This window comes from Citrobacter koseri ATCC BAA-895 (assembly GCF_000018045.1).
GTDB lineage: Bacteria > Pseudomonadota > Gammaproteobacteria > Enterobacterales > Enterobacteriaceae > Citrobacter_B > Citrobacter_B koseri.
Window position 1 is genome coordinate 1068127 of the sequence record NC_009792.1, and the last position, 12684, is coordinate 1080810.

Here is a 12684-nt window from a genome sequence, read left to right on the forward strand (position 1 = left end):
TAAAAAGGAGTGAACATGGCGTTACTGGAGATCTGTTGTTACAGCATGGAATGTGCGCTCACCGCGCAGCAAAATGGCGCGGATCGCATTGAATTGTGCGCGGCGCCGAAAGAGGGGGGACTGACGCCGTCGTTGGGTGTGCTGCGCACGGTTCGCCAGCATGTTGCGATTGCGGTGCATCCCATTATTCGTCCTCGCGGCGGCGACTTCTGTTATACCGATGGTGAATTTGCCGCAATGCTTGAGGATGTGCGTACTGTCAGAGAACTGGGATTTCCCGGTCTGGTTACTGGCGTGCTGGATGTCGATGGCAATGTGGATCTCGCGCGAATGGAGAAAATAATGGCCGCCGCCGGGCCGCTGGCCGTCACTTTTCATCGCGCGTTTGATATGTGCGCTAATCCATTCAATGCACTGAAGAATCTCGCGGATTTGGGTGTCGCCAGAGTGCTCACTTCAGGGCAAAAATCAGATGCGGTGCACGGTTTGCCAATAATTATGGAACTTATTGCGCAGGGCGATGCTCCAATCATTATGGCCGGAGCAGGGGTTCGTTCAGAGAATCTGCAACGTTTCCTTGATGCCGGGGTGCAGGAAGTGCACAGCTCCGCAGGAGCGTGGCAAGCCTCACCAATGCGTTATCGCAATCATGGATTGTCCATGTCAACTGACGCACAAGCGGACGAGTATTCGCGCTATGCGGTAGACGGGGCGGCGGTTGCTGAAATGAAAGGAGTCATTGTGCGCCATCAGGCCAATTGATTTTTACCGTTGCATCATGTCGCCCAATATGATGCTTGCTCGTACCAGGCCCCTGCCATTTCAACAGGGGCCTTTTTTTGCGCTTTTTATGCCTGATGGCGGCTGTGCCTTATCAGGCCTACGGGATTTGTAGGCCCGGTAAGCGTAGTGCCACCGGGCAATCAATTACGGTTTGCGCGCAATCAGCACCGCGCGCAGCGGGGCAGGATAACCTTCGACGGTTTTACTGTGGTCATTCGGATCGAGGAAATCAGCCAGCGACTCGGTGACCATCCACCCGGTGCGACGCTGCTCCTCGGTGGAGGTCACGCAGACATCGGCAATCCGCACATCGACAAAACCACATTTCTCCAGCCAGTTTTTCAGCGCCAGCGCGGAAGGGATAAAGTAGACGTTGCGCATCTGCGCATAGCGGTCGCCTGGCACCAGCACGGTGTTTTCATCGCCTTCCACCACCAGGGTTTCCAGCACCAGTTCGCCGTCTTTCACCAGTTGATCTTTCAACTGCCAGAGATGTTCCAGCGGAGAACGACGGTGGTAAAGCACGCCCATTGAAAAGACGGTATCAAACGTATTCAGCGCCGGAAGCTGCTCGATGCCCAGCGGCAACAGATGCGCGCGCTGGTCGTTGCCCAACAATTTTCGTACCGCTTCAAACTGACACAGGAACAACTGCGTCGGGTCGATTCCCACGGCAAGATGCGCGCCCGCGCCAATCATGCGCCACATGTGATATCCGCTGCCGCAGCCGACATCCAGAATGGTGCGGCCGGTCAGATCGGACAGGTGCGGCAAAACGCGATCCCATTTCCAGTCGGAACGCCATTCGGTATCAATATTGATGCCATACAGAGAGAACGGGCCTTTACGCCACGGCATCAGGTTTCGCAGCAGGGTGTCGATACGCTTAAGCTGGCCTTCGCTCAACGGCGTTTCGCTTTCGGCAGTGACGCTGTGCAATAAATCCAGACGGTACGGCGTTAATTCCGGCAGGAACTCCACCGCGTTCGACCACTGCTTAAACAGGCCATGCTGATCGCGCTGCCAGGTCGCGATTTGCGCAGGCAGGGTTTCCAGCCAGTGAGAAAGCGGGCTTTTGGCAATCAGCTGATAAAAGTTACCGAACTCGATCATGCGGGCACCCCGGACTTCAGCGCCACCAGCGAACCAAAGTTGAAGCACTGGAACCACAGTTCGCTATGCTCGAAACCGGCCTGATGCAGACGCGCTTTGTGGGTTTCAACCGAGTCGGTCAGCATGACGTTTTCCAGCATACTGCGCTTCTGGCTGATCTCCAGTTCGCTGTAGCCGTTGGCGCGTTTAAAGTCATGGTGCATATTGAACAGCAATTCGCCAACCGTTGTGTCTTTAAAGCTGAACTTTTCCGACAGCACCAGCGCGCCGCCCGGATTCAGACCCTGATAAATCTTATCCAGCAAGGCCTGGCGTTCAAGCGGCTCAAGGAATTGCAGGGTAAAATTCAGCACCACCATTGAGGCGTTCTCGATGCTGATGTCGCGAATATCGCCTTCCACAATCTCAACCGGGGTCGGGGCTTTGTAAGCGTCGATATGACGGCGGCAGCGTTCAATCATCGCCGGGGAGTTGTCGACGGCGATGATTTTACAGTTGGCATGATGAATATTACGACGCACCGAGAGCGTCGCAGCGCCCAGTGAACAGCCTAAATCGTAGACCTGCGTATTGGGTTGTACGAAGCGTTCGGCCAGCATGCCAATCATGGAGATGATATTGGAATAGCCGGGAACAGAGCGCTGGATCATATCCGGGAAGACTTCAGCTACCCGTTCATCAAAGGTCCAGTCGCCCAGACTGGCGATAGGCGCAGAAAAAAGCGTGTCGCGGTGAGACATAACGTAAAAATCCGGGAAAAATAAAGTGGCGTATTGTGCGCTAATGCAAGGAGAAAACCAACTCCCAGGGCATATACCAAAGATTCGCCAGCACCATCAGCAACAAGGCGCACCAGGTCGCACTCATCCCGGAACGCCGCCAGCGAAACAGACGGTGGTGGAAACCGTAATAATGCATCAGCCGACCAGCGATTAAAATAATCCCGCAGATATGCACCATCCATGTTTCGGCGCCGTTCATTTCCATAAACAGCAGCAGCGCGACAGCGATAGGAATATATTCCACCGCATTACCGTGAATGCGGATGGCGCTTTGCAGTTCGCTAAAACCGCCGTCACCGTAGGCAACGCGATACAGCATCCGTAGTCGGACAACATCAAAAGAGAACTTCATCAACAACAACGCACCTAATACGGTATATAGCGCGCTTACCATACAAACTCCCTTTAAAATGCCTGATGGCACTGTCTATGATAGGTGGCAATTTCAGAAAAGAGAAGATTGCTGTGGAATAGACGGTGCGGTTCCAATGCCGGGCAAGGCCGCGCGTAAATCTCCCCATAATGTATTCACTAACTCGGGAGCCTGCGCGATATCTGGCGTGTGTAGAAAAAGATACGGCGTAGAGGTCGTTTCCCACAGCGGGAGTTTCGCCAGCCAGTCGGCAAAAAATGTCTGATTTTGCACCATATTGTCGCTGCCGATGAACCTGATCAACGGATGCTTCGCGGTCACGATGGCATGGACCGGCACTTTAGGTTTTTTGCGTTGCGCTTCGCGAATGGCCTGGTTATGAGGATGCGCGGCATGTACCGGGCGGCTGTCGAGGATCACCCGATTCACCTCGCGTTCAACCAGGCCGCGATTGAGCTGTTGTTCTTCCTCGCCTTTGGCGAAAAACACGGGATGGCGCACTTCGACGCCATAGGTGAATGCCTTTGGCAACGCGTCAAGAAAGCGCCAGAGCGCAGGGAGGTCGCGCGGTGAAAACGTCGCGGGGAGTTGCAGCCAGTACTGACCAATTCTTGCCTCCAGCGGCGATATGCGGGTAAAAAATTCCTGCACAAGATCGTCGCAGTTACGCAGCGCGGCCTGATGCGAAATCGTTGCGGGGAACTTAAAGCAGAAGCGAAAATCGTCCGTTGTTTGCGCATGCCAGCGTTCGACAATTTCTGCTTTCGGCAGCGCATACAGGGTGGTGTTGCCCTCCACACAGTTAAAGTGGCGGGCATACTCTTCAAGACTGGTGATACCCAGACGCACCCATTTAGGATGCGACCATTGCGGTAATCCGATGTAGATCATAACGCGTTAAGGATCTCCTCCACGCTGCGCACTCTGGCGATACGCGGAAAAATATGTGTCATGCTGCTTTGATGCTGTTCCGTGCTGGCGGCGCTACAGGCGTCTTCGGCGATCACCAGACCAAAACCCAGCTCCCAGGCGTTACGCGCGGTGGATTCTACGCCGATATTGGTGGAGATGCCGCACAGCACGATGGTGTCGACTCCCCGGCGGCGTAATTGTAACTCAAGATCGGTGCCATAGAACGCGCCCCATTGACGCTTGGTGACTTCCAGGTCACTGTCGCCTTTACCGAGCGCCGCCGGATAACGCCACCAGTTTTCCGGCAGCGCGTTGGCTGGCGCCCGGGCATCGACGGGTTGCTTTAACGCGTCGGCATAATCGTCGGACCAGCCGACGCGAACCATCACCACCGGCGAGCCGTTTGCCCTAAATTTTGCGGCCAGTTTCGCTGCGCGGGCGACAACATCGCTTGCCGCATGGGGGCCGCCAGCGAAAGGTAAGATCCCTTCCTGTAAATCAATAACGACCAGGGCAGTGGTTGCGGCGTTCAGTTCCAGCATGATGACTCCTGTAAAATAGATGATTCCGCTACACCTTAAGCGCGTTCCCGAAGGAAAGTGACGACAAATATTGTTAATTTTTGTGAGAATACGCAATAACCGCGTAGCAAACACGCGTACAGTCAGTATCGGACTTATCGTGCGGCAGAATTTCCAGTATAATAGCCGCCTTTTTTCATTCAGTTGTGACATTCAGCTAAAGCTGCGACAACGTCGCCTGTAAAGCAGGCAACAATCCGCCAGCGGCTAAGTTAAGGGATATCTCATGCGTACAGAATATTGCGGACAGCTACGTCTGTCCCACGTGGGGCAGCAGGTGACTCTGTGTGGTTGGGTCAACCGTCGTCGTGATCTTGGTAGCCTGATCTTTATCGATATGCGCGACCGCGAAGGTATCGTACAGGTCTTCTTTGATCCGGATCGTGCGGATGCGTTAAAGCTGGCTTCTGAACTGCGTAATGAGTTCTGCATCCAGGTGACCGGCACCGTGCGTGCGCGTGACGAGAAAAACGTCAACGCCGACATGGCGACGGGCGAAATCGAAGTGCTGGCGTCCGATTTGACGATCATCAACCGTGCAGATTCTCTGCCGCTTGACTCTAATCACGTCAATACTGAAGAAGCGCGTCTGAAATACCGTTATCTGGATCTGCGTCGCCCGGAAATGGCTCAACGCCTGAAAACCCGTGCCAAAATCACCAGCCTGGTGCGTCGTTTTATGGACGACCACGGCTTCCTCGACATCGAAACCCCGATGTTGACCAAAGCGACGCCGGAAGGCGCGCGTGACTACCTGGTGCCTTCGCGCGTCCATAAAGGTAAATTCTACGCGCTGCCGCAGTCTCCGCAGTTGTTCAAACAGCTGCTGATGATGTCCGGTTTTGACCGCTACTATCAGATCGTAAAATGCTTCCGTGATGAAGATTTACGTGCTGACCGTCAGCCTGAATTTACCCAGATCGACGTCGAGACCTCCTTCATGACCGCGCCGCAGGTGCGTGAAGTGATGGAAGCGCTGGTACGCCATCTGTGGCAGGAAGTGAAAGGCGTGGATCTGGGCGACTTCCCGATCATGACCTTCGCCGAAGCCGAGCGCCGTTACGGTTCCGATAAACCGGACCTGCGTAACCCGATGGAGCTGGTGGACGTTGCCGACCTGCTGAAATCTGTAGAATTCGCCGTCTTTGCCGGCCCGGCTAACGATCCGAAAGGTCGCGTAGCGGCCCTGCGCGTGCCGGGTGGCGCAAGCTTAAGCCGTAAGCAGATCGACGACTACGGCAATTTCATTAAGATCTACGGCGCGAAAGGGCTGGCTTATATTAAAGTCACCGAACGCGCGAAAGGTCTGGAAGGCATCAACAGCCCGGTGGCGAAGTTCCTTAACGCGGAAATCGTGGAAGCGATTCTGGATCGTACCGCTGCGCAGGACGGCGATATGATTTTCTTCGGCGCCGACAACAAAAAAGTGGTTGCCGATGCGCTGGGTGCGCTGCGTCTGAAAGTGGGTAAAGATCTGAACCTGACCGACGAAGCCAAATGGGCGCCGCTGTGGGTTATCGACTTCCCGATGTTTGAAGATGACGGCGAAGGCGGCCTGACGGCGATGCACCATCCGTTCACCTCACCAAAAGACCTGACCGCCGCCGAGCTGAAAGCCGCGCCGGAAAACGCGGTTGCTAACGCCTACGATATGGTGATCAACGGTTATGAAGTCGGTGGTGGTTCCGTGCGTATCCACAGTGGCGACATGCAGCAGACCGTGTTTGGTATTCTGGGTATTAATGAACAGGAACAGCGCGAGAAATTCGGCTTCCTGTTGGATGCGCTGAAATACGGTACGCCGCCGCATGCGGGTCTGGCGTTTGGTCTGGATCGTCTGACTATGCTGCTGACCGGCACCGACAATATCCGTGACGTTATCGCCTTCCCGAAAACGACTGCCGCTGCCTGTCTGATGACCGAAGCGCCAAGTTTCGCGAACCCGGCAGCGCTGGCTGAGCTGGGTATTGATGTCGTTAAGAAGGCCGAGAATAACTGATATGGCATACAAACAGCCTGTCTCGGTGTTAGTCGTGATTTATGCAAAGGACACCGGGAGAGTGCTGATGTTACAGCGACGCGACGATCCTGATTTCTGGCAGTCGGTTACTGGCAGTCTGGAAGAGGGCGAAACCGCGTCGCAAGCCGCTATGCGCGAAGTAAAGGAAGAGGTCACAATAGATGTTGCAGCAGAGCAACTGACCTTAATTGACTGTCAGCGCACGGTGGAATTTGAGATTTTTTCACATTTACGTCATCGCTACGCGCCGGGAATTGAGCGTAATACTGAATCCTGGTTTTGCCTGGCACTTCCCTCTGAACGAGAGATCGTGTTCACCGAACATCTGACCTATCGTTGGGTTAATGCGGATGAAGCCGCGCAGTTAACCAAGTCGTGGAGTAACCGGCAGGCGATTGAAGAGTTTGTAATTAACGTCGCCTGAGAAGGCGCGCTTTTTGGAGATATTATTTATGGCAGGTCATAGTAAATGGGCCAACACCAGACACCGTAAAGCAGCGCAGGATGCTAAACGCGGTAAAATTTTCACCAAAATCATTCGTGAGCTGGTGACGGCGGCCAAACTGGGCGGCGGTGACCCGGACGCTAACCCGCGTCTGCGTGCGGCAGTCGATAAAGCGCTGTCGAACAACATGACCCGCGATACGCTGAATCGTGCGATTGCGCGTGGCGTCGGCGGCGATGATGATGCGAACATGGAAACCATCATCTATGAAGGTTACGGTCCTGGCGGCACGGCTGTGATGGTTGAGTGCCTGTCTGACAACCGTAACCGTACCGTTGCGGAAGTGCGTCACGCTTTCAGCAAATGCGGCGGCAACCTGGGTACTGACGGTTCCGTAGCTTACCTGTTCAGCAAAAAAGGGGTGATCTCCTTCGAACAGGGCGACGAAGACACCATCATGGAAGCCGCGCTGGAAGCCGGTGCGGAAGACGTTGTGACCTTTGATGACGGCGCGATTGACGTCTACACCGCATGGGAAGAGATGGGCAAAGTGCGCGACGCGCTGGAAGCTGCGGGTCTGAAAGCGGACAACGCTGAAGTGTCCATGATCCCGTCCACCAAAGCGGATATGGATGCGGAAACCGCGCCGAAACTGATGCGTCTGATCGATATGCTGGAAGACTGCGACGACGTGCAGGAAGTTTACCATAACGGTGAGATCTCTGATGAGGTTGCGGCTACGTTATAATGACGTGGTTTAATTCCGTTCTAATCGGAGGCGCGTGATGTCTATTATTCTCGGTATCGACCCGGGTTCACGCGTCACGGGTTATGGCGTGATTCGTCAGGTGGGCAGGCAACTGACTTACCTGGGCAGCGGATGTATCCGCACGAAAGTGGATGATTTACCGTCTCGTCTGAAGCTGATTTATGCGGGCGTGACGGAAATCATCACCCAGTTCCAGCCGGACTATTTCGCGATTGAACAGGTGTTTATGGCGAAGAACGCGGACTCCGCGCTTAAGCTGGGTCAGGCGCGCGGCGTGGCGATTGTCGCGGCGGTAAACCAGGATCTTCCGGTGTTTGAGTATGCCGCCCGTCAGGTGAAGCAAACCGTTGTCGGGATCGGCAGCGCGGAGAAAAGCCAGGTACAGCACATGGTGCGCACGTTGCTGAAACTCCCGGCAAATCCCCAGGCGGATGCGGCGGATGCGCTGGCTATCGCCATCACCCATTGCCACGTTAGCCAGAATGCGATGCAAATGAGTGACTCGCGGCTCAATCTGGCGCGTGGGCGGCTACGATAATGACAAATGAGGCTGGATATCTATCCAGCCTTTTTTTATGATACCACTTTACTTTTTCGGCCCCAACGCAGGAGCGCAATGTGATAGGCAGACTCAGAGGCATTATTCTGGAAAAACAACCCCCGCTGGTATTACTTGAGGTGGGCGGCGTAGGCTATGAAGTCCATATGCCGATGACCTGTTTTTATGAGCTCCCGGAATCTGGAAAAGAAGCGACCGTATTCACCCATTTTGTGGTGCGTGAAGATGCGCAATTGCTGTACGGGTTTAACAATAAACAGGAGCGAACCCTGTTTAAAGAACTGATCAAAACGAACGGCGTCGGGCCGAAACTCGCGCTGGCGATCCTCTCCGGGATGTCGGCTCAGCAGTTTGTGAATGCCGTTGAGCGCGAGGAGCCCGCCGCGTTGGTGAAACTGCCGGGTATTGGTAAAAAAACCGCAGAACGCCTGATCGTTGAAATGAAAGATCGCTTCAAAGGCCTGCACGGTGACCTCTTTACGCCGGCCGCCGACCTGGTGCTGACCTCTCCGGCAAGTCCGGCAACGGATGATGCGGAGCAAGAAGCGGTTGCTGCGCTGGTGGCGCTGGGCTATAAACCACAGGAAGCCAGCCGCATGGTGAGCAAAATTGCCCGCCCTGACGCCAGCAGTGAAACATTGATTCGCGAAGCACTCCGCGCCGCGTTATGAGGTAAAGGATGATAGAAGCAGATCGCCTGATTTCAGCAGGTGGAACCCAGGTGGAAGAGGTTGCCGATCGCGCCATTCGCCCGAAGTTGCTGGAAGAGTACATTGGTCAGCCTCAGGTGCGTTCGCAAATGGAGATCTTTATCCAGGCGGCAAAGCTGCGCGGCGACGCGCTCGATCACCTGCTGATCTTTGGCCCGCCGGGGCTGGGGAAAACGACGCTGGCTAACATTGTCGCCAATGAAATGGGCGTGAACCTGCGCACCACGTCTGGCCCGGTGCTGGAAAAGGCGGGCGATCTGGCGGCGATGCTGACCAACCTTGAACCTCATGATGTGCTGTTTATCGATGAGATCCACCGTTTATCACCGGTGGTGGAAGAGGTGCTGTATCCGGCGATGGAAGATTATCAGCTGGACATCATGATTGGCGAAGGGCCTGCTGCGCGTTCGATAAAAATCGATCTGCCGCCTTTTACGCTGATTGGCGCCACCACGCGAGCCGGGTCATTGACGTCTCCGCTGCGTGACCGTTTCGGCATTGTTCAGCGGCTGGAGTTCTATCAGGTGCCTGACCTGCAACACATCGTCGGGCGCAGCGCGCGGTTTATGGGGCTGGAAATGAGCGATGAAGGTGCGCTGGAGGTTGCCCGCCGCGCTCGCGGTACGCCGCGTATCGCCAACCGCCTGTTGCGTCGCGTACGTGATTTTGCCGAAGTGAAACATAACGGCGCCATCTCTGCGGATATCGCCGCTCAGGCGCTGGATATGCTGAATGTCGATGCGGAAGGGTTTGACTATATGGACCGCAAGCTGCTGCTGGCCGTAATTGATAAATTCTTTGGCGGCCCCGTCGGTCTCGATAACCTGGCCGCAGCCATTGGCGAAGAGCGTGAAACGATTGAGGACGTACTGGAACCGTATTTGATTCAGCAGGGCTTTTTGCAACGAACCCCGCGCGGGCGAATGGCGACGGTGCGGGCGTGGAATCATTTTGGAATAACGCCGCCGGAAATGCCTTAATTTATGTGCGTTAGGCCGGATGGCGGCTGCGCCTTATCCGGCCTGCCTGTGAACGTGGGCCCGGTAAGCGGAGCGCCACCGGGAAACACACGCTTAGCTCGCCTGCTTCTTCATCATACTGAAAATAAACAGCAGCGCGGCACACAGCACCACTGACGGGCCTGCCGGGGTGTCGTAAAACGCAGAAAACGTCAGACCGCCTGTAACCGCTATCATACCCATTCCTACTGCGACACCCGCCATCTGCTCCGGGGTGCGGGCAAAGCGACGCGCCGTGGCGGCAGGAATAATCAGCAATGAGGTGATGATCAACGCGCCAACGAACTTCATCGCCACGCCGATAGTCAATGCGGTGACCAGCATCAGCAGGAGCTTAACGCGCTGTAACTTCACGCCATCGACAAAAGCCAGATCCGGGCTAATGGTCATCGACAGCAGATTACGCCACTGCCAGAAGAGGATCGCCAGCACGATAACCACGCCGATGGCTATGAAAATCAGGTCTTCCGGCGTCACGGCCAACAGGTCGCCAAACAGATAAGCCATCAAGTCCACGCGAATGTTGGACATCAGGCTGACGACCACAAGACCTAACGACAGGGCACTGTGCGCCATAATGCCGAGAAGCGTGTCGATAGCGAGGTGAGGGCGTTTCTCCAGCCACACCAGACCGGCTGCCAGCATCAGCGTAACGGCAATCACCGCATAGAACGGGTTGATGTCCAGCAGCAACCCAAAAGCGACTCCCAGCAGCGAGGCGTGCGCCAGCGTATCGCCAAAATAGGACATTCGACGCCAGACCACGAACGAGCCCAGCGGGCCAGCGGCGCAGGCCAGCATGATCCCGGCTAACCAGCCAGGCAATAACAGTTCAATCATGAGTGTCCATTTCCCCGGCGCAGTACGATACGACCTTGTAAATCGTGGCGATGATTATGATGATGACGGTAAATTCCCAACTGTTCTGCGCCGCGCGGCCCGAACATAGAGATGAATTCAGGATGCATGGAAACGATTTCAGGGGTGCCGGAGCAACAGATATGGTGATTCAGACACAGCACTTCATCCGTTTTCGCCATCACCAGATGCAGGTCGTGCGAGACCATCAGCACCGCGCAATCCAGCTCGCGCCGCAGCTGGTCAATGAGATCGTACAGGGCGACCTGACCATTGACATCCACGCCCTGAGTCGGCTCATCCAGTACCAGCAGCTGTGGTTGATTCAGCAGCGCGCGGGCTAACAAAACGCGCTGGGTTTCACCGCCGGACAGCTTTTGCATGGGGGCGTCAATGAGGTGTCCGGCCTGAACGCGTTTCAGGGCCGGAAGAATGTCGGTTTTTTGCGTACCGGGGCGTAATCGTAAAAAGCGGCTTACCGTCAGCGGCAGCGTGGTGTCGAGATACAGTTTTTGCGGGACGTAGCCAATACGCAGCTGCCCGTTGCGCTTGATCAGCCCTTCATCAGGCGCTACCAGCCCTAATACTACGCGTACCAGCGTAGACTTCCCGGCGCCGTTTGGGCCGAGAAGCGTCAAAATTTTTCCTGGTCTGAGTTCAAGCGACACGTCAGAAAGGACGCGGCGTTGACCGAAAGAGACCGAAACATTTTCCAGTGAAACCAAAGTCGTCATGTCAATTTTAGGCTTGCAGAAGTCATAGAATGTTATAATATCACATTTCTCACATTCATTACGATGATTAGTCGCATTATGTTACATAAAAATACGCTTCTTTTCGCAGCATTATCCGCTGCGCTATGGGGTGGTGCAACACAGGCCGCAAATGCCGCCGTTGTCGCCTCTCTCAAGCCCTTAGGTTTCATCGCTTCCGCCATTGCCGATGGCGTCACGGACACCCAGGTTTTATTGCCGGATGGGGCGTCTGAGCATGATTATTCACTGCGTCCGTCTGACGTAAAACGCTTACAGGGCGCGGACTTAGTTGTCTGGATCGGCCCTGAGATGGAAGCGTTCATGGAAAAGTCAGTAAAGAACATTCCTGACGGAAAACAGGTAACGATTGCGCAGCTCGCCGACGTGAAACCGCTACTCATGAAAGGCGCTGATGACGATCACGATCACGGGCATGAGCACGGTGAAAAAGGTGACGCACATCACCATCATGGTGATTACAACATGCATCTTTGGCTTTCCCCAGAGATAGCGCGGGCTTCAGCGGTTGCAATCCATGAAAAATTAGTGGAACTTATGCCGCAAAGTCGAGCCAAACTTGACGCCAACCTGAAGGATTTTGAGGCACAATTAGCCGCAACCGATAAGCAGGTAGGTAACGAGCTCGCACCGCTCAAGGGGAAAGGGTACTTCGTTTTTCATGACGCCTACGGCTACTACGAAAAACATTATGGGCTAACTCCGCTTGGTCACTTTACCGTGAACCCTGAGATTCAACCTGGTGCGCAGCGTTTACATGAAATAAGAACACAGTTGGTTGAGCAAAAAGCAACCTGCGTTTTTGCTGAGCCACAGTTCAGGCCAGCGGTCGTTGAAGCCGTTGCGAGAGGGACATCCGTTCGAATGGGAACGTTGGATCCCCTCGGAACGAACATTAAACTGGGTAAAACAAGCTATTCAGCGTTTCTGAATCAATTAGCCAACCAGTATGCGAGCTGCCTGAAAGGAGATTAATGAGGAAGTGAA

General features: G+C 54.8%; 15 protein-coding genes. 8 read left to right on the forward strand and 7 right to left on the reverse strand.

What is annotated here, in order from left to right; translation table 11 throughout:
• Positions 1–15 precede the first annotated feature (15 nt).
• The gene (gene cutC / locus CKO_RS04725) at positions 16–762 is read left to right on the forward strand and encodes a copper homeostasis protein CutC (protein ID WP_012131985.1); all 747 of its coding nucleotides are present in this window, start codon (positions 16–18) and stop codon (positions 760–762) included.
• A gap of 165 nt (positions 763–927) precedes the next feature.
• On the opposite strand, the gene cmoB is transcribed toward cutC, so the two are convergent.
• From cmoB to CKO_RS04750, 5 genes are read right to left on the reverse strand one after another with little or no spacing between them, the layout of a single operon-like run.
• Complete coding sequence (gene cmoB, locus CKO_RS04730; protein ID WP_012131987.1) at positions 928–1896, reverse strand: tRNA 5-methoxyuridine(34)/uridine 5-oxyacetic acid(34) synthase CmoB; 969 nt, start codon at positions 1894–1896, stop codon at positions 928–930.
• On the reverse strand, positions 1893–2636 hold the full coding sequence (cmoA, locus tag CKO_RS04735; RefSeq protein ID WP_012131988.1) for a carboxy-S-adenosyl-L-methionine synthase CmoA: 744 nt from the start codon (positions 2634–2636) through the stop codon (positions 1893–1895). The genes cmoB and cmoA overlap by 4 nt, the downstream gene beginning before the upstream one ends.
• 40 nt (positions 2637–2676) lie before the next feature.
• On the reverse strand, positions 2677–3072 hold the full coding sequence (locus CKO_RS04740; RefSeq protein WP_012131989.1) for an MAPEG family protein: 396 nt from the start codon (positions 3070–3072) through the stop codon (positions 2677–2679).
• A gap of 51 nt (positions 3073–3123) precedes the next feature.
• Positions 3124–3942 (reverse strand): DUF72 domain-containing protein, encoded by an 819-nt coding sequence (locus CKO_RS04745; RefSeq protein WP_012131990.1) that lies wholly within the window; start codon positions 3940–3942, stop codon positions 3124–3126.
• Positions 3939–4505, reverse strand: coding sequence for a hydrolase (locus CKO_RS04750; RefSeq protein WP_012131991.1), 567 nt, complete (start codon positions 4503–4505; stop codon positions 3939–3941). The genes CKO_RS04745 and CKO_RS04750 overlap by 4 nt, the downstream gene beginning before the upstream one ends.
• A gap of 265 nt (positions 4506–4770) precedes the next feature.
• Between CKO_RS04750 and aspS the strand changes: the two genes are divergently transcribed.
• From aspS to ruvB, 6 genes are all read left to right on the forward strand, one after another.
• On the forward strand, positions 4771–6543 hold the full coding sequence (gene aspS / locus CKO_RS04755) for an aspartate--tRNA ligase (RefSeq protein WP_012131992.1): 1773 nt from the start codon (positions 4771–4773) through the stop codon (positions 6541–6543).
• A 1-nt stretch (position 6544) separates the two neighbouring features.
• Positions 6545–6988, forward strand: coding sequence for a dihydroneopterin triphosphate diphosphatase (nudB, locus tag CKO_RS04760; RefSeq protein ID WP_012131993.1), 444 nt, complete (start codon positions 6545–6547; stop codon positions 6986–6988).
• A 28-nt stretch (positions 6989–7016) separates the two neighbouring features.
• Positions 7017–7757 (forward strand): YebC/PmpR family DNA-binding transcriptional regulator, encoded by a 741-nt coding sequence (locus CKO_RS04765; RefSeq protein WP_012131994.1) that lies wholly within the window; start codon positions 7017–7019, stop codon positions 7755–7757.
• A 37-nt stretch (positions 7758–7794) separates the two neighbouring features.
• Positions 7795–8316: a crossover junction endodeoxyribonuclease RuvC gene (ruvC, locus tag CKO_RS04770; protein WP_012131995.1), complete on the forward strand. Its 522-nt coding sequence runs from the start codon at positions 7795–7797 to the stop codon at positions 8314–8316.
• A gap of 80 nt (positions 8317–8396) precedes the next feature.
• A complete protein-coding gene (gene ruvA, locus CKO_RS04775) occupies positions 8397–9008 on the forward strand; it encodes a Holliday junction branch migration protein RuvA (protein WP_012131997.1) in 612 nt (203 codons plus the stop codon).
• A gap of 8 nt (positions 9009–9016) precedes the next feature.
• Positions 9017–10027, forward strand: coding sequence for a Holliday junction branch migration DNA helicase RuvB (ruvB, locus tag CKO_RS04780; protein ID WP_012131998.1), 1011 nt, complete (start codon positions 9017–9019; stop codon positions 10025–10027).
• Positions 10028–10120: 93 nt separating this feature from the next.
• Here the strand turns inward: ruvB and znuB are convergent, their stop codons facing one another.
• Together znuB and znuC are read right to left on the reverse strand one after the other, a co-directional pair.
• Positions 10121–10906 (reverse strand): zinc ABC transporter permease subunit ZnuB, encoded by a 786-nt coding sequence (gene znuB / locus CKO_RS04785; RefSeq protein ID WP_012132001.1) that lies wholly within the window; start codon positions 10904–10906, stop codon positions 10121–10123.
• Positions 10903–11658, reverse strand: a complete 756-nt coding sequence (gene znuC, locus CKO_RS04790; RefSeq protein WP_012132002.1) for a zinc ABC transporter ATP-binding protein ZnuC — start codon at positions 11656–11658, stop codon at positions 10903–10905. Before znuC ends, znuB begins: the two co-directional genes overlap by 4 nt.
• 78 nt (positions 11659–11736) lie before the next feature.
• Between znuC and znuA the strand changes: the two genes are divergently transcribed.
• Entirely contained in the window at positions 11737–12672 is a 936-nt protein-coding gene (gene znuA / locus CKO_RS04795; RefSeq protein ID WP_024130254.1) for a zinc ABC transporter substrate-binding protein ZnuA, read from the forward strand.
• Positions 12673–12684 lie beyond the last annotated feature (12 nt).